The organism is uncultured Bacteroides sp. (genome assembly GCF_910585845.1).
Lineage (GTDB): Bacteria > Bacteroidota > Bacteroidia > Bacteroidales > Bacteroidaceae > Bacteroides.
Map to the genome: position 1 here is coordinate 17,892 of NZ_CAJUHF010000015.1, position 22,692 is coordinate 40,583.

The 22,692-nt window shown below is 48.7% G+C and carries 9 protein-coding genes and 1 pseudogene; 7 read left to right on the forward strand and 3 right to left on the reverse strand.

Annotated elements, in window-relative coordinates:
- Positions 1-5 precede the first annotated feature (5 nt).
- The 7 genes from QZ323_RS06090 to QZ323_RS06120 all read left to right on the forward strand — a co-directional run bounded on the left by QZ323_RS06090 (position 6) and on the right by QZ323_RS06120 (position 16,800).
- The gene (locus QZ323_RS06090) at positions 6-1,127 is read left to right on the forward strand and encodes a glycoside hydrolase family 88 protein (RefSeq protein WP_294633685.1); all 1,122 of its coding nucleotides are present in this window, start codon (positions 6-8) and stop codon (positions 1,125-1,127) included.
- 21 nt (positions 1,128-1,148) lie between these two features.
- Complete coding sequence (locus QZ323_RS06095) at positions 1,149-3,095, forward strand: glycoside hydrolase family 97 protein (RefSeq protein WP_294633687.1); 1,947 nt, start codon at positions 1,149-1,151, stop codon at positions 3,093-3,095.
- 19 nt (positions 3,096-3,114) lie between these two features.
- On the forward strand, positions 3,115-5,268 hold the full coding sequence (locus QZ323_RS06100; protein WP_294633689.1) for an alpha-glucuronidase family glycosyl hydrolase: 2,154 nt from the start codon (positions 3,115-3,117) through the stop codon (positions 5,266-5,268).
- Positions 5,269-5,275: 7 nt separating this feature from the next.
- Positions 5,276-7,192, forward strand: coding sequence for a hypothetical protein (locus QZ323_RS06105; RefSeq protein WP_294633690.1), 1,917 nt, complete (start codon positions 5,276-5,278; stop codon positions 7,190-7,192).
- Positions 7,193-7,334: 142 nt separating this feature from the next.
- Positions 7,335-10,370 carry a TonB-dependent receptor gene (locus tag QZ323_RS06110; RefSeq protein WP_294633691.1) on the forward strand — a complete coding sequence of 1,012 codons (3,036 nt, stop codon included), beginning with the start codon at positions 7,335-7,337 and terminating at the stop codon, positions 10,368-10,370.
- Between the two features lie 29 nt (positions 10,371-10,399).
- Complete coding sequence (locus QZ323_RS06115) at positions 10,400-12,208, forward strand: RagB/SusD family nutrient uptake outer membrane protein (RefSeq protein WP_294633692.1); 1,809 nt, start codon at positions 10,400-10,402, stop codon at positions 12,206-12,208.
- 551 nt (positions 12,209-12,759) lie between these two features.
- Positions 12,760-16,800 carry a two-component regulator propeller domain-containing protein gene (locus QZ323_RS06120; protein WP_294633693.1) on the forward strand — a complete coding sequence of 1,347 codons (4,041 nt, stop codon included), beginning with the start codon at positions 12,760-12,762 and terminating at the stop codon, positions 16,798-16,800.
- Positions 16,801-16,911: 111 nt separating this feature from the next.
- Here the strand turns inward: QZ323_RS06120 and mutS are convergent, their stop codons facing one another.
- The 3 genes and pseudogenes from mutS to miaB all read right to left on the reverse strand — a co-directional run bounded on the left by mutS (position 16,912) and on the right by miaB (position 22,466).
- Positions 16,912-19,527 carry a DNA mismatch repair protein MutS gene (gene mutS / locus QZ323_RS06125; protein ID WP_294633695.1) on the reverse strand — a complete coding sequence of 872 codons (2,616 nt, stop codon included), beginning with the start codon at positions 19,525-19,527 and terminating at the stop codon, positions 16,912-16,914.
- Between the two features lie 569 nt (positions 19,528-20,096).
- Positions 20,097-20,470, reverse strand: a pseudogene (locus tag QZ323_RS06130) (hypothetical protein); the annotation flags it as partial.
- Between the two features lie 628 nt (positions 20,471-21,098).
- Positions 21,099-22,466: a tRNA (N6-isopentenyl adenosine(37)-C2)-methylthiotransferase MiaB gene (gene miaB, locus QZ323_RS06135; RefSeq protein ID WP_294633696.1), complete on the reverse strand. Its 1,368-nt coding sequence runs from the start codon at positions 22,464-22,466 to the stop codon at positions 21,099-21,101.
- Positions 22,467-22,692: the final 226 nt, after the last annotated feature.

The following is a 22,692-nucleotide window of genomic DNA, read 5'->3' on the forward strand; positions in this document are numbered from 1 at the left end:
AATCTATGCGTAAATTATTCATAATCGGATTAATGGCTTTTGTTCCCGTTTGGACATCGGCACAAAAAGCATTCAAGAGCTGGCCCGAAGGCGTATCCCCAAAAGAAGTCGGCGAATTGGTCAGTAAACGTTTCGTAGAGGTGCCCCACCCTAACTTCAATGGCAATCCGGCGCCTCCCAATGAGATTACTTATCCGGAGACCTGTGCTTGGTTTGGCGCCTTGCGGTATGCGGACATCACCCGCAACAAGCGGCTGCTCCGCCAACTGGAAGAGCGTTTCCTGCCGATTTTTGGTCCGGAACGCCGCCTGCAACCCCTACCCGACCACGTAGACCATACCGTATTCGGAACCATTCCCCTGCAACTGTATGCACAGACGGGAAAGGAGATCTACTATCACCTCGGAATGTGGTATGCCGACGAACAATGGCAGATGCCTCGCAAGACCAAGCATAAAGAAGAGTATCAGGCATTGTTGGACAAAGGGTTGTCGTGGCAGACACGTTACTGGATTGACGACATGTTCATGATTTCTGCCATCCAGTCCCAAGCCTTCTTCGTAACCAAAGACCGCAAGTATATAGACCGTGCCGCCGCAGAGATGGTGGTCTATCTGGACAAGATACAGCGACCGAACGGCTTGTTCTATCATGCGGAAGATGTACCCTTCTTTTGGGGACGCGGTAACGGATGGATGGCAGCCGGCATGACGGAACTTCTCGGATTGCTGCCCGAAGACAATCCGAACCGTGCCCGTATCCTGGAATCGTACAGGAAGATGATGGATACCCTGCGCCAATATCAGAAAGAAGACGGCCTGTGGGGACAACTGGTAGACGACAAGACTACCTGGACGGAAACTTCCGGTTCCGCCATGTTTACCTACGCCATGATAAAGGGCGTCAAACAGGGTTGGCTGGATGAAGCAGTCTATACACCGGTAGTCCGCAAAGCATGGATCGCCCTCGTAGGACATATTGACGCAAACGGAGACATCGCAGGCGTATGTGAAGGTACCAACAAGACGAACGACCGCCAGTTCTATTTGAACCGCCGTACGTTATTGGGCAATATGCACGGACAGGCTCCGGTGTTATGGTGTGTAAACGCATTCTTGGAAAAATGACCTTATAATTATAGAAAAACGATGATACATAAGTATTTTACACTCGCTTTAATCGCACTATTTTGCATGTGTGCAGGACAAATGTCCGCCAAAGAGATCAGCATACAGTCGCCGGACGGCAAGCTGAAAGTGAATATCGAACTGAAAGATAAGATCTATTATTCCGTATATTCGGGCAATGACCTGCTGCTGGATAACTGCTCCCTGACAATGACATTAGGTAACGAAGTACTGGGCGACCAACCGCGACTGAAAAGCCTGAAGCGCGGCAAGATCGACGAAAGCATCAAGCGGGAAGTCCCTTTGAAGAATGCCATCGTAGAGAACCACTGTAACACTTTACGCCTGAACATGGCAGGCAACTATGCCGTCGAGTTCCGTGTCTTCGATAAAGGAATGGCATACCGCTTTCTGACGGACAAGAAAGGTGAGGTTGAAGTGATGGGAGAAGACTTCGTGATCAATTTCCCGGCAGACTATCTTGCCCATCTGTCCCAACCCAGCGGATTCAAGACCTCTTATGAATATCCGTACACGCACGTACAGACCAAGGAATACAAGTCCACTGACCGCATGAGCTATCTGCCCATACTTTTGGAGACCGACAAGGCATACAAGATATTGATATCGGAAGCCGACTTGCGGGATTACCCATGCATGTTTCTGAAGAGCACGGGCGATAACGGCATGCAATCGCTCTTCCCGAAGTGCCCGCTGGAATTCGGCGAAGACGGCGACCGCAGCCAGAAAATCCTGAAAGAGGCCGATTACATAGCCAAGACTTCCGGCAAGAGAAGTTTCCCGTGGCGTTTCTTTGTGATTTCCGATGACGATAGGGACATCGTTTCCAATGAGATGGTCTATAACCTCTCCGCCCCTTGCGAACTGAAAGACTACAGTTGGATCAAACCGGGACAAGTGAGCTGGGAATGGTGGCACGATGCCCGCCTGTACGGGGTTGATTTCCGTTCCGGCTATAACATGGATTCTTATAAGTATTATATTGACTTCGCTTCCACTTTCGGCATCCCCTACATCATCATGGACGAAGGTTGGGCAAAAAGTACCCGTGACCCGTTCACACCCAATCCGACGATCGACCTGCAGGAACTGATCAAATATGGCAAGGAACGTAACGTAAAAATCGTACTGTGGCTCACCTGGCTGACCGTAGAGAATCATTTCGACCTGTTCAAGACCTTTGCCGACTGGGGAATTGCCGGAGTGAAGATCGACTTCATGGACCGCAGCGACCAGTGGATGGTGAACTACTACGAGCGCGTGGCAAAAGAAGCTGCCAAGCACAAGCTGTTTGTAGACTTTCACGGTGCATTCAAGCCCGCCGGACTGGAACGAAGATATCCGAACATTCTCTCTTACGAAGGCGTATTGGGCATGGAGCAAGGCGGCAACTGCAAGCCGGCAAACACCATTTACCTTCCCTTCATGCGTAATGCCGTAGGTCCGATGGACTTTACCCCCGGTTCCATGCTCTCCGCCCAGCCGGAGGACAACCGTTCTACCCGCGCCAATGCGATGGGTTCCGGAACCCGCGCTTACCAGATGGCACTGTTCGTCGTATTCGAAAGCGGTTTGCAGATGCTGGCGGACAATCCGGTGTATTACTATCGCGAACGTCCCTGCACGGAATTTATCTCCAGTGTCCCCGTAGTTTGGGATGAAACCAAGGTTCTTGATGCCAAAGTGGGAGAATATGTCGTTATCGCCCGTCGCAGCGGAGCGAAATGGTTCGTCGGTGCCATCACCAACAACACGGGACGCGAACTTGAAGTCGATTTAAGTTTCCTGCCGGAAAACAAACGCATGCACCTCACCTATTTTGAAGACGGTATCAATGCCGACCGTCAGGCAATGGATTACAAGAAGAGAGAGACGGACGTCACAAGTTCCACCAAGCTGACCATGAAACTGGTCCGCAATGGCGGTTGGGCAGGGGTAATCGAATAAATAAAAAGAAGGCCACAACATGATGAAGTTACGAATTATATATTTGCTGTTCCTGCTCTGTAGCACTTCGCTGCTACAGGCAGAGAATGGCTATGAGCTTTGGCTACGTTATCGGCCGGTAGCCAAAGGAACATCCCATACCTCCTATTGCATGAAGAACCAAAAGGTCATGTTCCCCGGAGAGACGGAAAGCCTGATTGCTGCAAGAAAAGAGTTACAGGCAGGACTGTCCGGCTTACTGGACATCCCTTATACGGAGACGAAAGTTTTGGAGAACAACATGCTTGTTGTCGGTACGCCGCAATCCGTACCCTTGTTCAAGCAACAAACTTTCCACGCTGAAATTGACGGTCTGGCTGACGAAGGATACCTGATTAGAAGTTGCACTATCGAAGGGAAAAAGGTTACTGTCATAGCAGCCCGGACTGATGTCGGGGTACTGTACGGTGTGTTCCACTACCTCAGACTGATGCAAACCGACCACTCTCTGGACAAACTGCACATCCAGGAGAATCCCAAACTGAAATATCGCGTACTGGATCATTGGGACAACCTGAACGGCACCGTAGAACGCGGCTATGCAGGTTACAGCATCTGGAACTGGGAACGGCTTCCGTCCTACAAGGAACAACGCTACACGGACTATGCACGTGCCAATGCCTCCATCGGTATCAACGGAGCAGTGCTCAACAATGTAAATGCCCAGGCCAAAAGCCTGCGATACGACTGGTTAGTCAAAGCCTCCGGATTGGCAGACGCATTCCGTCCTTACGGCATCAAAGTGTATCTGACAGCAAAATTCAGCGCCCCCAAGGAGATAGGCGGACTGAACACGGCGAACCCCAAAGATCCCCAAGTGCGGAAGTGGTGGAAAGATAAAGTGGAAGAGATCTACTCTCTGATTCCCGACTTCGGCGGATTCTTGGTGAAGGCAAACTCCGAAGGTCAGCCCGGTCCCCAGGATTACGGCTGTTCGCATGCCGACGGTGCAAATATGCTTGCCGAAGCATTGAAGCCTTATGGAGGAATTGTATTCTGGCGGGCATTTGTCTATCAGAACGAACGTCATGTAGACCGTGTGATAACCGGATACAACGAGTTTAAGCCGTTGGATGGCGAGTTTGCCGACAATGTCTTCGTACAGCCCAAGAACGGTCCCATAGACTTCCAGCCACGCGAACCTTTCCATCCGCTGTTCGGCGGTATGCCCGACACGCCGCTCTCTCTGGAACTTCAGATCACGCAAGAGAACCTCGGACATGCAGGCCATCTGGTATATCTGGGTACACTGTTCGAAGAGATCCTTCAGTCGGATACTTACGAACAGGGCAAAGGCTCCACCGTATCGAAAGTGTTGCAGAATTATCAGAAGACGCATGGCATCTCTGCCATTGCCGGAGTACCGAACATCGGTACGGACCTGAACTGGACCGGACACCTCTTCGGGCAAGCCAACTGGTATGCCTTCGGTCGCTTGGCATGGAATCCGGATGCAAGCGCAGGCAAGATAGCGGAAGAGTGGGCAAGAATGACTTTCTCCAACAGTGAAAGCGTGCTCTCTCCGGTGTTGAAGATCATGATGATGTCCCGCGAAACCTACGTCGACTATACCATGCCCCTCGGGCTGAACCATATCATGAACTTCGGCACACACAACGGTCCCGAACCTTGGCACGACGATCCGGTATGGACTGCCTACGACTATCACAAAATCACCAAGGACAGCATCGGTGTAGACAGAACCCTCAAAGGAACGGGAGCTACCGGACAATATCATGTACCGGTCTGTGCAATGTTCGATGACATCAAGAAGTGCCCGCAGGAGTATCTGCTGTGGTTCCATCGGGTTCCTTGGAGCTACAAGACGGCTTCGGGAAGAAGCTTGTGGAACGAACTGGTTCACTATTACTACAAAGGTGTAGATGAAGTCCGGCAGATGCAGCAGATATGGAATGAACTGGACGGACAGATAGACCGCGAACGTTTCGAGCATGTAGCCTCTCTCCTGAAGTATCAGGAGCAGGAAGCCATCTGGTGGCGCGACGGTTGCCTGCTATTCTTCCAGGATTATTCGGGATTGCCCATCCCTGCCAATCTGGAACAACCCAAACATTCACTGAAATATTATAAAAACATCCCTTTCCCGCACGACTGGAAAGGACACTACGAATAAAGAATTTATGAGATACATCATGCTTACCATGTTGTTGGCGTGGCTGTTTGCCACGTCAACCGAGGCTCGCCAGCCCGATGAATACTGGAGTTCTCCCCGTGGAACCTACGAAGAACGGCGTGCCCTGTTTTTAGATTACTACTCAGAGAATGGAAGCGGACATCCCCTCTACGGTGTTTTCCGTCAGACCGCACGTGCCGCCTCCGGACGTCCCTTGGAGATGGACAAGATGCGGGAGGTGATTTCCATCATCAAGTCCAACCGGGATTGCAACGACTTTACGCTCAACTGCCTGCTTCGCATGGTTTACCTGGACAAGAAAGAACACTTCTTTCCGGAAGAGATCAAAGGCAGCATCGAAGAGTGCATTCTGGACTTCAAGTATTGGTGGGACGACGGCCGTCGCGATACGACCTACCGTTGCTATCATACAGAGAACCACCAAGCACTCTACCATACCGCAGAGTTGCTTGCGGGCCAACTTTACAAGAAGACCCGATTCACCAACGGAATGAACGGCAAGCAACACATGGCACATGCCAAGGAGAGGCTGATGAAATGGTTGGAATACCGTTTCCGTTTCGGATTCAGTGAATGGATGTCCACCTACTACGAAGTGGAAGTCCTGTTACTGACCAACCTATACGACTTTGCCGAAGATGCGAATATCCGTTCCAAAGCCGGCATGGTACTTGACCTGCTCATGTTCGATGTAGCGTTGAACAATTACGAAGGTTTCCTCGGCTCGACAAGCGGACGCAACTACGCCCATTCCCTCATCATGGGAGCCCACTACACGGCTCCATTGACCAAGTTGGTATTCGGCGTGGGAACCTACGACCGGGACGAAGTGATGGCTCCCGTAGCACTCTCTACCAGTGCGTACCGTTGCCCGGAAGTCATCCGAAAAATAGCAGTGGACTACAAGACTCCTCTATTGAACCGTCAACGGATAAGCATCAACGTGGAGGATGCCGCAGACTACGGTCTTTCCTATGACAAGGAGCTGGACTGCCATCTCTTCTGGGGTATGCAAGAATTCATCCATCCGATGGCAATCCGCATGTCCAAGCAGATTTCGGAGAAGTACGACGTATGGCCTTACCGGAATTACGACGAATACATCAGGAAGTATGATGCACAAATTGCCGAACATGGCAAATTGGTGAATATGTATCTGGACCGCTTTGCGCTTTCGGAAGCCAATATAGAGACTTACCGCACGCCCGATTACATGCTGAGCTGTGCATTGGACTACAGAAAAGGCGCTCCGGGCTATCAGCAACATATATGGCAAGCCACATTGGGCAACAAAGCCTTGGTATACACCAATCATCCCGGCGGAAAGAACCTGCGTTGGTCGCCCAACTATTGGTCGGGCAATGAAATTCTGCCCCGTGCCGCCCAAAGCAAGAATGTAGTCGTCTGCATCTACAACATCCCCGACAATCAGAAAAACGATTACTCTCACGCCTATTTTCCGGTGAAAGCCTTTGATGAGGTACATATTTCCGGTTCGTGGATATTCGGCCGTAAGGAAGAGGGCTACGTAGCGCTCTACTCAAGGAATGCGACAGAACTGAAAGCCGACGACCGGGGAGAAGTCTGCGACCTGCTGGCAAAAGGCAGACAGAACATCTGGATCTGCGAGACAGGCTCAAAGTCGCAATGGGGAAGTTTCTCCAGGTTTATCGAGGCCATATCTGCCGCACCGGTTCATGCCGAAGGATTGGACATCAGCTATGATTCTCCGTCCGAAGGCAAGGTTTCCTACGGCTGGGACCGTCCGTTCTGCGTGAAGGACAAGGAGATGCCGTTGCGCTGGGCATACAGATACGATAATCCCTACTGCCACGCCCCGTTCAATTCTACCCACATCGAGATAGAGAAGGATGGAGAGCGGTTGGTGCTGGATTATAAATGATGAGAAGTTAGAAGAGTTAACTCCTTAAAAACAAGAAACATATTGTTTAATTTAATATATATACATTATGAAGTTACGAAAAACACGTTTATTGTGGATACCTTTAATGGTATGCCTTGTTCTTTTGAACAGTGTAAATGTCATGGCGGCCATAGAACAAGCCATCCATGTGAAAGGGCAGATTGTAGATTCTGCCGGTGAACCCGTGATTGGGGCTAATATCGTAGTGAAAGGCACTACTACTGGAGTGATTTCGGACATAGATGGTAACTTTGCCATTGACGCTCCGAAGAATGCGGTTCTACTTATCTCCTTTATCGGATATAAATCGGAAGAAATGAAAGTGACAGGTCCTTCAGTGAAAATAGTATTGAAGGATGATGCCGAGATGTTGAATGAAGTAGTCGTTGTCGGTTACGGTTCGCAAAAGAAGTCGGACATCACCGGAGCGATGGTAAATGTAAAAAGCGAAGCGCTACAACAGGCACCCGTAGGAAACATCGGAACAGCATTGCAAGGTCTGGCTGCCGGTGTGGACGTACAGATGGCAGGCGGAAATACGCATCCGGGAGCCTCTCCACAGATTCGTGTGCGTGGAGAGCGTTCGCTTAGTGGAAGAAATGATGTCTTGATCATTGTAGACGGAATCCCTTTCTCCGGCGGACTGAACGAAATCAATAACGATGACGTAGAGAGCATCAGCGTACTGAAAGACGCTTCGGCAACAGCCATCTATGGTTCCCGCGGTGCCAACGGCGTACTTCTGATCACTACGAAACGTGGAAGCAAAGGGAAAATGAACGTCAGCTACAGCGGTTATTACGGTATCACGACTGCCATCAAGGAATATGACGTGATGAACAGTTCCGAATATATCCAACTGAAGAAATGGGCTACCTATAATGCCAATCCGGATGCCTACATCGGCATTGACGACCCGAATCTGATGCGCGTGGGGGATGTCTTCCGCGATCAGGAGGAGATGGAAGGCTATCTGGCAGGAAACGATACGGACTGGCAGGACTTGATATTCCGAAACGGCATGACGACGAATCATCAGGTGGCTATCAATGGCGGCAATGACCGTACTACGTACAGCGCTTCCGTAGGTTACTATAAAGGACAAAATAACTATGAGGCACACAGCTTCGAGCGTATGACGGCAAAGCTTTCTCTCGACACGGAGATAACCAGCTTTCTGAGAGTGGGTCTTTCTACCTTGAATACTTACATCATCAATAAAGGTCAGGACACCAATCCGATGGAAATGGCTTTGCGTGCTTCTCCTTTCACCACTCCGTACAAAGAAGACGGTTCTCTGCGCACTTACTTGCCCGGTAGCGGACAGAATGTATGGAACCCTTTATTAGATACGCAGAAGAACAGTGTAGTGGACGACCGTAAGAGCCTGTCTACCTTCACCACCGGTTATATCGATGTGAAGTTGCCTTTCGGCATCAAGTATCGTTTCAACGGCGGTATCAACCTGAAATATTACTCAATCGGCCAATTCCAATCCACCAATACGACCAAACGTATGGGCGCCCTCGACTGGTCATTCGGCGAATATCAGCACAGTGTAGACTATACGTTGGAGAATATCCTGACTTGGGACTACTCTTTCAACAATGTCCACAACTTCAATGTGACCGGATTGTTTTCCGCAGAAGAGAAGGAGTTCACCAAGAACAGCGTGTCCGGCAATGACTACTACGATGACAACATCCAGTATTACAATCCGGGACTTGCACAGGGCAATGTGACCGGTGGCGGTGGCTACGAGAAATGGGGCCTGCTCTCTTACATGGGACGTCTGAACTATAACTATAAAGAGAAGTACCTGTTGACGGCAACCGTGAGATACGACGGCTCGTCCCGCTTGGCAAAAGGTAACAAATGGCATGCGTTCCCTTCGGTTGCTTTGGGATGGAACCTGATGCGTGAGAACTTCATGCAGAATGTCAATACGGACGTCCTTTCCGGCATGAAACTGAGAGCCAGCTGGGGTAATGTGGGCAGTACGGCTATCAATGCTTATCAGACGATGTCGATACTGGATACCGGCAGCAAGTACTTGTTGGGTACAAGCGGCGTGATGGGTGTTCGTCCGGGTACTGTGCCGGATAGCTCCCTGGGATGGGAAAACACCGAGACATGGAACGTAGGTGTAGACTTCGGCTTCCTGAACAACCGCATCACCGGTACTATCGAATGGTATCAGCAGAATACTACGGACTTGTTGCTGGGTGTACATCTGCCTTCTACTTCCGGTTACTCCAATTCTTACCTGACCAATCGCGGAGCTACCCGAAACCGTGGTCTGGAATTCAATGTGACTACAGTGAATATCGAAGGCGACGGACAGGACAAACTCTCTTGGTCAACCGACTTAAACATCTTCGGCAACCGTAACAAAATCATGGATCTTGGCGAAGGAGTGGAATTTGACAAGGATGCCGGATTCTTCTTGGGACAAGACAGATACGTGATCTACTCTTACGAACACGACGGTCTGTGGCAAGATACTCCCGAAGACCGTGCGCTGGCAGAAACATTCGGCTATGCCACTTCCGGTGCCAACTCCGTCATCGGTACGGTCAAGATCAAGAACCACCACATCGACTATGAGGAAGACGGCATCACTCCGAAAGCCAAACAGATCATCAACGAAGACGATAAAGTATTTATCGGTCGCCGTGCCCCGAAGTTCGAGGGAGGTATCAACAACCGCTTTGCATGGAAAGGCTTCGACCTTTCATTCTTATGGACATTCCGTTATGGCGGAACGATCACTTCCGACATGCACAACGGCTGGATGAACACATTGCAAGGAGGATACAACAACCTGAACATCGACTACTGGACACCGGACAACACCACCGCCCGCTGGCCGAAACCTACCACCGCTACGGTTTCCAACAAAGGACTGCTGGCACGCTACGACGGTTCCTACCTGAAACTGAGAAACATCACGTTAGGATATAACATCCCCAAGACGTTCCTCTCCAAACTGAACGTACAGTCTGCCCGCGTATATGCCACCGGCTCGAACCTCTACACCTGGTTCAGCAAGGAATACCGCAAAGACGGCGGTATCGATCCGGAGACTACAAGCACCATCAACCTGAAGACGCCTCCTACACGCTCGTTCGTGTTCGGACTGAATTTAACTTTCTAATTTAATCATCGAATAATAGCCAAATAGATATGAAAAATATATTATCAACTCTTGCCTTGTCATCGCTTGTTTTGCTGGCAACCGGTTGTTCCGATTTTCTGGAAGAAGAGAACCACTCGAATGTGATGCAGGATTTCATGGCAACGCCTGCCGGATTCAGCATGGCTCTGAACTCTGTATATGCCAACGTACGTTCCACGTATAGCGCCGAAGAAGGTATTCACGGTCTGATGAATCCGGGAACGGACGAATTGAAGAACAACATCGGAGGCAGCAACCGCTGTGCCGACCTTGCCAACTACGACCTGGAGAAGTATAATGCCAACAACGAATATCCAAGGAAGTTGTGGAACGATGCCTATATCCACATCAACACCCTGAACTACATGATTGAGAATGCGGACAAAGTAGACGTCACCACCACCGTACTGACTGCCGCACAACGCGACCAATACTTAGGCGAAGCCTACTTCATGCGGGCTTACAACTACTTCCACTTGGTAGAGCAATTCGGCGACGTCACCCTGACTACCACCTACAATGCTTCTCCCGGTACTTCCGCCGAACGTCACGACATGGTACGCGTTTACGAAGAGGTCATCATCCCCGACCTGCTGAATGCCGTCAGACTCTGTTCGCCCAGTCCACAACTGAACAGTCTGGAGTCCGGCCGTGCTTCTGCCGCTGCCGCCCGCCACTTGCTGTCACGCGTTTATCTGACCTTAGGATGGGTGTTCGATAAAGACCCTGCCAATCCAGCTTACAAAGGAAACACGCAGACGAAGTACTATAACACCACTAAGGCAAAGGAATATTATCAGAAAGCTTACGAAATGGCAACCGGACTGATTGCCGATGCGCCCTCCTTGGGACTGAAGCTGATGGACAACTTTGCCGATGTCTTCGATGAAGCCAACGACGCTCCTTCCGGCAAGAACAAGGAAGAGCTGTTCGTAGCCCGTATGGACTGGGACGATGACAACACGTTCGGCGGACGCAGTACGCTGAACCATTACTTCGTGAACGGTTACGACCAGTATCTCGGCGAACGTAACATCAACGACGGACGTTGCTACTCCTGGATCAACCCGACCGGATACACCTATAACGCCTTCAACAACCGCGACATGGACACGCGTTACAAAGCAACTTTCCAGACCGTATGGTATGCCACCAAGACTCAGAAGGGCGGAGAGGTCAACTATGTCATCGACGGCAAGGACGAACACTTCCAATGGGATTATACCGTTGTCGGCGATACGGCGATGTACTATCCGGGTTATTACATGTCCGCTGAGGAAATCCGTGCCAAGACGCAGAACCGTGCCGGCAACCACTATCTGATCTTTACGCCCGACGCCTACAACGGCCGTGCCATTTTCCCGACCATCATGAAGTTCCTGGACCGTACGCGTGCCATTCCGAACGACAACACGGACCGTTCTTATATCATCTACCGTTTAGGCGAGACTTACCTGCTGGCTGCCGAGGCTGCATTCAAGTTGGGTGACAATACGAACGCCGCCAAATACATCAACGTGATCAGAGAGCGTGCCCGCGACAAGCAAGTCGGTACAGCAGGCGCATTGGATATCACCCCAAGCGATGTCACCCTCGACTTCATCCTCGAAGAACGTACCCGCGAACTGCTTGCAGAACACTGCCGCTGGGCAGACTTGGCACGTACCGGAACATTGATCGAACGTGTACGCAAGTATGACGACGGCAAAGCTCATGCGAACATCACGGAAGACAGACACTGGTTGCGTCCCATCCCGCAGCAGATGATCGACCGCGTGACGACCGGCGAACGTTATCCGCAAAACGAAGGATGGTGATAGATATATAAGTCTGAATAATTTAAGTTTCGCAAGCTCAACTTCTTAGTTGACAAGAGTAAAGTTAACAAGTTTACAAGGAAGACAGTACTGGTTATAATTCTTAGTTTGATGACAAACAAGCATTTTTTCCTTGTCACCTCGTTTCTTCATTACCTTGTTACCTACAAAAGTTGAGCTTGCAAACTTTGAATAAGTAACTGTATAACTGTATATAAATTGTACTCCTTAGAGGAACCGATAGATGAACTTCAAAATAAAACAAAAAAATCGTTTTTACCTTTAGGCTTGTTAGAACCTCATCTATATTTGTATTTTATCATCTATATTTGTATTTAATAAGCATTAAGGTTATAACATTATTCAGATAGGAAATAGTAAGGGGATAATACTTCCTTCTGAAAGCTGAAAGAAGACACATAAGTTACCATAATCACGATAAAACATTATCTTTGCAGAAGATAGGCAGCACCCGGCAGTGATGAGCAAGCTCCCCATTGCCCTCGTTTGCACTATCTTTGCCGTAACTAATAAGTCCAATATACAGAAATATGAAGAACAGACATTGCCTTTTCAGCATCGTATTACTGACCTGCATCTTATGCTGTCTTTCACACCCAGCCCACGCATACAGCCTGCGACAATTCTCCAACAAAGAGGGACTGTCCAACAGCGCCATCCTCTCGCTCTACCAAGACCACCAAGGCACCATCTGGATCGGCTCGTGCGACGGACTGAACATCTTCGACGGCAACAGCCTGTACATGTACAACCCCGTCAACTCCTCCAAAGCGATACTGTCCGGCAACATGATCAGCCGCATCATGGAAGCCGAAAAAGATATTCTGTGGATTCAGACCAACTACGGACTCGACCGGATCGATCTCAAACAGCAGATCTGCCAAAGCTTCGCCGACTTCAAGGACAAGAACTACATGGCAAAAAGCAACAACAACGACCTCTTTATCGTGAAAGACGACGGATATCTCTACTGCATCCCGCAAGGGCAACATGCTTTCCAGAAACTGGACGTCCCGCGCGTCTCGTTCGCCCACATACTTTCCGTCGCCATAGACGCAGACAACGTCTTGTGGATATTCACCTCCGATAACGACACCCGAAGTTACCGGATAAACAAGGCGGCGGAAAACATCACCCTGACACCCGAAAACCTCTTCAAACACCAGGAAAAACTGCTATGGGCATTCTCGGAAGAGCGTTTAGCCTACTTCATCGACGAAACCTACTCGCTCTACGAATACGATTTCAGCAATCAGCAGCAATACTTCATTGCCGACCTGAAGACGGAGATCGAAACGCGCGGAGAAGTCTCCTCCATTATCAAACAGCAGAACGACTACTACATCGGATTCAAAAACAGCGGGTTAATCGTACTGAAATACATGCCCGAACAGAAAATAAAATACCAGATGCAGTCCACCGAGATTCATTCCGGCATCTTCTGCCTGATGAAAGACAGATTTCAGGACATCGTCTGGATCGGTACGGACGGACAAGGCGTATATATGTACTTCAACAACGCCTTCTCCATCACCAATACCCTGCTCGACACGCCCGTATATCAGATAAACAACCCCGTACGCGCCCTATATCACGACCACGAACAGACCCTATGGATAGGAACCAAAGGAGGAGGAATACTGCGCATCAAGGCATACTCGCCCGAAAACAGCGCGCCGGAAGCGTTCGACCACATCACCAGCAGCAACAGTACACTGACCGACAACTCCGTCTACTGCTTTGCCCCCAGCACCGCCGACCGGCTATGGATAGGCACCGAAAACGGTATCAACTATTACTCGTACAAAGACAAGCAGATCAGGGAGTTTCCCGTAACAGCCAAAGGCGAAAAAGTGAAATACGTGCACTCCATCAACCAACTGAACGATTCCACCCTATGGGTGGCAACCGTGGGAGAAGGCATCGTGAAAATCACGTTAGACGGCAACAGTGCATCCCCTGCCGCAAAGTACGCCGACAGAATCACGCTGGACAACGGGCGTATGGCATCCAATTACTTTTTCACCTCTTTCCTGGAAAACGATTCCACCCTGTGGTTCGGCAACCGCGGATACGGAGCCTACAAGCTCGACACGCGGACCGGCTGCCTGACGCCATACAGCTTCGACAATGTGGTGAACAGTCAGACGGTCAACGACATATTCTCCATCTATAAGAACGAGAAAGGCTACTGGCTGGGCACCAGTTCAGGCCTACTCCACTTCGATCAAGACAATTCGCCCCATCACGACAGGGCCGCCCTCTTCCTGAACAATACCGTACACGGGATTCTGGAAGACAATCAGAGCAATCTCTGGATAAGCACCAATCGGGGATTGGTAAGATTCAACCCGCAGACCCATACCGGACAGACCTACAACCGTGAGAATGGCTTGGCCGTCACCGAGTTCAGCGACGGCGCTTTCCATCAGGACAAGCGGACGGGCACGCTGTTCTTCGGAGGAACAAACGGATTTGTGACCGTGAAGTCCAACACCTACATCATGGAAGACTACATGCCACAGATACACCTGAAAGGATTGACCATCTTCGGAAAAGAGTACAACATCCATGACTTCGTCTCCGAAAAGAAAGAAACACTGACACTGCAACTGGATTACAGCCAAAACTTCTTCTGCATCAACTTCATGGCAGTGGACTACATCAACGGCAACAACTACTCCTTCTCCTATAAGCTGGAGGAGGTCAGCGACCACTGGATAGAGAGCGGAACATCTGCCAACGCCATATTTTCCAACCTCTCGCCCGGCAAGTACACCCTGTTAGTGAAGTACAAAAACAACACCAACGAACAGGAAAGCCGCCCCCAAACCCTGTTCATCTACATCACTCCCCCCTGGTATCTAAACTACTGGGCATACGGAGTATATTTCCTGCTGGCCGCTTCGCTCTGCCTGCTGCTGGTCTACCAGTTTATCCAAAAATACCGCCGCAAGCAGCACCATATTATCGAAAAGATGAATCGGGAAAAAAAGGAGGAAATCTATGAATCGAAACTTCGTTTCTTCACCAACATCACGCATGAGTTCTGCACTCCCCTAACCCTGATCTATGGCCCGTGCGAGAAGATACTTGCCTATCCGAACGCCGACCCGTACATCCGCAAATACGGACAGATGATACGGCAGAATACCGAACGGCTGAACAGCCTGATTCTCGAGTTGCTCGAGTTCCGCAAACTGGAGACGGGCAACAAGGCGCTTTCCATCCAGCGCTTATCCGTATCGGACAAGATAAGGAACATAGCCGAGTCGTTCGGAGAATTGGCGGAGAACCGTAAGTTGAACTACCGGTTGGATATACAGCCCGACGTGCTGTGGAACACGGATATCAGTTGTTTCAACAAGATAGCCAACAACCTGATATCGAACGCCTTCAAATATACACCGGAAGAAGGAACCATCACCGTCGGACTGAAAACGGAAGACGGCAGCCTCATCATCCGTATCTCCAACTCCGGCAAGGGAATAGCCAAGGAGAATCTTGCCAAGATATTCGACCGCTACAAGATATTGGATTCCTTCGAAATGAACGGAACCAACTCGCGAAACGGTCTCGGACTGGCCATATGCAAAAGCATGACTACCCTGCTGAACGGGCAAATCACCGTCGACAGTACGCCCAACGAACTGACAACCTTCACTGTGACCCTACCGGAGCCGCCGCTCACGAAGCAGGAAGCACCGCAGGAAGTGTATGAGAACACGGCATTGAGCATGAATGACGAACCCGTGGAACTGAAAAAAACGGTTACGGCATTCGATGCTTCCAAAGAAACCATCATGATCATCGACGATGATCCCTCCATGTTGTGGTTCGTTTCGGAGATATTTGTCGAGAAGTATAATGTGGTGTCTTTCAGCAACGCCAAAGAAGCCTTGGACAGCCTGGAATTAAAGCAACCGGACTTAATCATCTCAGACGTCATGATGCCCGAAATTGACGGGCTCTCCTTCGCCCAACAGATAAAGCAGAATAAATTGTGGAGCCACATACCGTTGATCCTGCTGTCCGCCCTGCGCAATGAAGACGAGCAGGTGAAAGGCATCGAATCGGGAGCGGAAGCCTACGTCACGAAACCTTTCAACGTGAAATACCTGGAGCAGATAGTCTACCGGTTGCTCAAACGCAAACTGGACCTGAAGGAATATTACAGTTCCATATTCAGTTCCGTCAAGATAGAAAACGGCAATTGTATCCATAAGGAAGACCAGGAATTCCTGGACAAGATAACGGAGACCATAGAGAAGAATATCAGCAATCCCGACTTGTCCGTCGAATTGCTGAGCAGCGAGTTAGGGTATAGTACCCGCCAGTTCTACCGGAAACTGAAACCCATCACCGAGAAGTCGCCCGCCGACATCATCAAGGAGTATCGCCTGACGATGGCGGAACGTTTGCTACTGACCCGCAACCTCACCATCGAAGAGATTATGGATCAGACGGGATTCAACAACCGAGGTACTTTCTACAAGTTGTTCACTGCACGCTACGGCATGCCTCCGCGGCAGTACAAAGAACAGCAGAAGGAGAGCGTGAAGAAGAAATAAAAAGAACTCCTAATATTGCTTGTGTTGCCCTAAAACAAGCAATGTTAGGAGGTAAAAGATACAACGTTAAGAAACAAAAGATACAATGTTAGGAGAAGGAAGAATGCTTCTTCACTTCCCTTTCACAATCCGTTTGATGTCATTCAGTTTATTCAGCGCCTCCAGCGGCGTCAGGTTATTCACATCCAGCGTCAGTATCTCGTCGCGTATCTGACAGAGTACCGGGTCATCCAACTGAAAGAAACTGAGTTGCATGCCGCCATGTGCCCCTCCCGCTTCCACGATCGGCTTACCGACGATGCCTTGCTGGCGATTGTCCTTCTCCAGCTGTTTCAGGATGTCATTCGCACGTTTGACGATGCTTTTCGGCATGCCTGCCATCTTTGCCACATGGATACCGAAAGAGTGTTCGCTACCGCCACGCTCCAACTTACGCAGGAAAATGACCTTGTTATCCACCTCCTTGACGGAGACGTTGTAGTTTTTAATGCGGCTGAAACTCTTTTCCATCTCATTCAGTTCGTGATAGTGCGTGGCAAATAAAGTACGCGCCTTTGCCTTGGGATGCTCGTGAATGTGCTCCACAATCGCCCAAGCGATGGAAATGCCGTCGTATGTAGAGGTTCCCCGCCCCAACTCGTCAAAAAGCACCAGGCTGCGTGGAGAGAGATTGTTCAAGATGTCGGCAGCTTCATTCATCTCTACCATAAAGGTAGATTCGCCGACGGAAATATTATCACTGGCCCCCACGCGGGTAAATATCTTGTCCACCAATCCGATATGTGCACTCTCTGCGGGTACGAAACAGCCTATCTGCGCCAGCAACGTTATCAGTGCCGTCTGCCTCAACAATGCCGACTTACCCGCCATGTTCGGACCAGTGATGATAATAATCTGTTGCGAACTGCTGTCCAGCATCACATCGTTGGCTATGTACTTCTCTCCTATCGGCAACTGTTTCTCAATCACCGGATGGCGTCCCTGACGAATATCCAACACATCATTATCTTCAACGACAGGGCGGATATAGCTGTTCTCACGCGCTACGTTGGCAAACGAAAGCAGACAGTCCAAACGAGCAATCTGGGTTGCATTGACCTGAATGTCAGGTATGAACTCGTTCAAGGCTTGCACCAATTCCGTATAGAGTTGAGTCTCCAGTATCAGTATTTTGTCTTCGGCTCCCAATATTTTCTCTTCATACTCCTTGAGCTCTTGGGTGATATATCGTTCCGCATTTGCCAGGGTCTGCTTGCGTATCCACTCCTGCGGCACTTTATCTTTATGCGTATTTCGCACCTCGATGTAATAACCGAATACATTGTTGTAACCGATCTTCAGGCTGGGGATTTCCGTCAGTTCACTCTCCCTTTGCTGTATCTGCAACAGGTAATCTTTGCCTGAATAGGCTATCTGACGCAGTTCATCCAGTTCATTGCTGACACCCGACCGGATGACACCGCCTTTGTTCACCAGCAGCGGAGGGTCGTTATTGATTTCTTTCGCTATGCGGTCGCGTATATCCTGGCAGACATTCAGCCGTTCGCCGATACGGTTCAGGCTGGCATTATCCGCTTCCAAACATGCTTTCTTGATAGGTTCTATGGCTTGAAGTGCTACCTTCAGCGCTACAACTTCGCGCGGAGAGACACGCCCTACGGCAACCTTGGAGATGATACGTTCCAAGTCACCGATCAGATGCAACTGTTCTTCTATCAACTCCTTGAAGTCGGGCTGACGGAAGAAGTATTCCACCACATTCAGCCGTTCGTTGATCGGTTGTACTTCTTTCAACGGAAACACCAACCAGCGTTTCAGCAAACGCGCCCCCATAGGACTGATGGTCTTATCAATCACATTCAGCAAGCTGCTACCTCCGTCGTTCATACTGCCCATCAACTCAAGACTGCGGACAGTGAACTTATCAAGGCGTACATATTTATCCTCTTCAATACGTGCCAGCGACGTGATGTGTCCGATCTGAGTATGCTGTGTCAGGATAAGATATTGCAAGATGGCACCCGAAGCGATAATACCGTTCTTGAGATGTTCCACTCCGAATCCCTTCAAGTTCTTCGTTTCAAAATGCTTCAATAACTTTTCGCGGGCGGTAGTCTCCGTAAACACCCAGTCGTCCAGTTCGAAAGTGAAGAACTTGCCGCCAAAATTCCCCTCGAACATGCCGCGCTTGCCTCGTTCAAAGAGTACTTCTTTCGGCGCAAAGTTGTTCAACAACTTGTCCACATAGTCATAAGGTCCTTCCGCCGTAAGAAATTCCCCCGTAGAAATATCAAGGAACGCCACGCCACACATCCCCTTACCGAAATGAACTGCAGCAAGAAAATTGTTTTCGCGATAGTTCAGCACATTATCATTGATAGAAACGCCCGGAGTCACCAGTTCCGTAATGCCTCGCTTCACCAGTTTCTTGGTCAGCTTAGGATCTTCCAGCTGATCGCAAATGGCCACGCGCTTACCTGCACGCACCAGTTTAGGCAGATATGTATCCAGTGCATGATGTGGGAACCCTGCCATTTCGATTGTTTTTCCTTTGCCATTGGCACGTTTAGTCAAGGTGATTCCCAGTATTTCGGCTGCAACAATCGCATCAGTGGAATAAGTTTCATAAAAGTCGCCGCAACGAAACAGCATAACGGCATCTGGATGTTTGGCTTTCAAGTCCAGAAACTGCTTCATCATCGGAGTGAGGACAATATCTTCGTTCATGCAAAGCTTATCTTTATTATATTTTGATTGATGAGACAAAGATAATTCTTTTTTAGAAAACAAGCTTTGAGAGTGTTTAAATCCTTAGTAAGCCTTAACAAAAGCATTCTTTTTGCTAAAACATGTTATAAAACACACTTTTTTATTTGCTTTATTTGGAGAATAGCAAAAAGTCCGTACCTTTGCAATGTGTTTTTCATAGTATTAGATTTAAGGTTAACAAAGGTTGGAGTACAGCGGTACTCCTTTTTTTATGCCTATACGTTAAAGGAACTCTCACATTTTTAGGATTTTGGAAATATCGGAAACAGTTATTATTTTATTTGATTCTGGTGCCAATAGTTATGATTTGCTTTCTTTTATATCTTTGAACCATTGGAAACAGCGAACCATATAACAAAATTCGATGGAAGAATATACATTCTGCATATTTAATAATATTGATCCCTCATCTCATGAGAACCATGGGACTTTCAAACTCTTTTCCATCTTTTCTAAAAACATACTACAAAGTATCCTCAATATAATAGTCCTACAAGATTATTCATAAGACTATCATAATCTGATAATTACAGATTATCAATATCTTCTATCTGCAATCCACTGCATCGGGCTATTACTTCCGTAGGAATACCTTCCGATTTCATTCTCAAAGCCATTTCTCGTTTTTCTTCCGCACGTCCCTCTGCACGCCCTTCTGCACATTCAGTATTGATATTGTCTCTCAGAATAACCACATTGTCCAAATGCCTATAATAAGCCTCCAACTCCGATTTGGAGAGTTTGTCCAAGTTTAGCTTCTCTCTGGCTTCCGGCAAACCGGGTGCCAACGCATCTTCCGGGATTTCGCCGGTATTAAGAAGTAACTTTCGCCACGATGGATATATTCGGTCACTAATTTGGAAGTGCCGAAGAGCATGCGCTGGAAGTAGGCATACTCATTTATGAAAAGAATCAAGGTAAAATTCTAATTTTTCCCCCTATGTTTGTTCCGTTCAGAACGCTTCATTATTATACGCCCACCTATGTGGAACACGTGCTTCACCATTGTGGTTCACCAGCTCCACAATGGTGAAGCACGTGTTCCACATAGGTGGGTTACAATATAACATTGATCATCAACATAATGATCTCGCTTTGTTATAACAAAAAGAAAGGAGAGAAAACGAATGTTCCCCTTTCCTTACGACGGCAAGAACAACCCTATAAAAACAGGATTATTACCCCTTCTTCCTTAAACCGGATTATTGGCAGATTATTACCTTTATTGCCTATATATGAATCCGTTAAATATAAATAAATATATATATAAACAACCAGGGTGTAGGTAAATTTACCTACACCCTGGTTACACCCTGCCTACACCATACATATCACCCTGTCATACAGAAACATACACGAGATGTAGGCAGAAATACAAAAACTCCATGTATGCGCGCGAAAGCGCGCGTACGAGCAGAGAATATCCACATTAAATTAAAATAGAGTACGTACATACATTATAAAGTATACACACATACATTATAAAGTATGCACACACATTAAAGACAAAAAAGAGAGAAACAGACAGATCAAACTTCTTCTCCCTTCAACGTTGCCGAACTGGACTCGGTAATCTTCACCATCACCAGATCGCCCACACGATGTGTTCCACGATCAAATACCACCACGCGGTTCTGTTCCGTACGTCCCACCAGCTGTTCGCGCGAACGTTTGGAAACTCCTTCCACCAGCACTTCATACGTCTTGCCGACGCAACGGGCATTCGCTTCTGCCGAAAGACGGTTCTGCAAAGCGATTATCTCATTCAGACGACGTATCTTCACCTCTTCAGGAATATCGTCCAGCAGATGTTTGGAAGCATACGTACCCGGACGCTCGGAATACTTGAACATGAAAGCGGAATCGTAACCGCAAGCCTCCATCAAAGAAAGGGAAAGCTGATGGTCTTCCTCCGTTTCAGAATGAAAACCGGAGAAAATATCGGTAGACAAGCCGCAATCGGGAATGATGCGGCGAATAGCATCCACACGCTCCAGATACCACTCACGGGTATATTTGCGGTTCATCAACTTCAGAATACGCGAACTTCCGCTCTGCACCGGCAGATGGATATGCTTGCACACATTGGGAACTTGGGCTATCACCTCCAACGTTTCATCGCTCATATCCTTCGGATGGGATGTACTGAAACGGATACGCATACCTGGTGCAGCTTCAGCCACGATGCGAAGCAACATGGGGAAAGTGACCACTCCGCCGTCCGGACGCTCAAAACGGTAAGAGTTGACGTTCTGTCCCAAGAGGGTAACTTCTTTATAACCTTTTGCCACCAAGTCGGACACTTCACCCAAGATGCTTTCTACGTCACGACTACGCTCCCGACCGCGGGTATAGGGAACAATGCAATACGTACAGAAGTTATTGCAACCGCGCATGATAGATACGAATCCTGAAACGCGGTTACCGCAAATGCGCGAAGGAATGATGTCCCGATAAGTCTCCGTAGTAGACAGTTCTACATTGATCGCTTTCTCGCCTGCCTCCACAGCGGCAATCAGGTCGGGAAGAGTGAGATAAGCATCCGGACCTGCCACCAGATCGACGTGATGATTGGCAATCAGGTCTTCTTTCACCCGCTCCGCCATGCAGCCCAATACGCCCACAATCAGATGGCGTTTCTTCTTCTTGAGCGAATGGAAGAACTCCAGCCGATTCAGGATCTTCTGTTCGGCATTGTCACGGATGGAACAAGTATTCATAAACACTGCATCCGCCTCTTCCAGCGTGTCTGCTACGGTATATCCCGCCATCTGCATCACAGAAGCGATTACTTCACTGTCTGCCACGTTCATCTGGCAGCCGTAGGTTTCGATGAACAACTTCTTGTTGACATCGGTAGTTGCAGATTTAAAGTCTGCTCCCGTCATATTTTCCATAAATTCTTTGTTTTTTAGTCCACCACAGAAAATACAGATCAGTACAAATTGATTATTGAATTTTCTGCCGAATCCTCGGCAACTTCCCGTCTTGCAAAGAGTAATTGTCTCATTTTGCAAAAGAAATCCGTATCGATCCGCATAATTCTACGATGAAAGAGTTTCCGCCGCAAAGATACGCCTTCGCCTCCAAACTAAAGACGAAACAAGAGGAAAATAACATCTG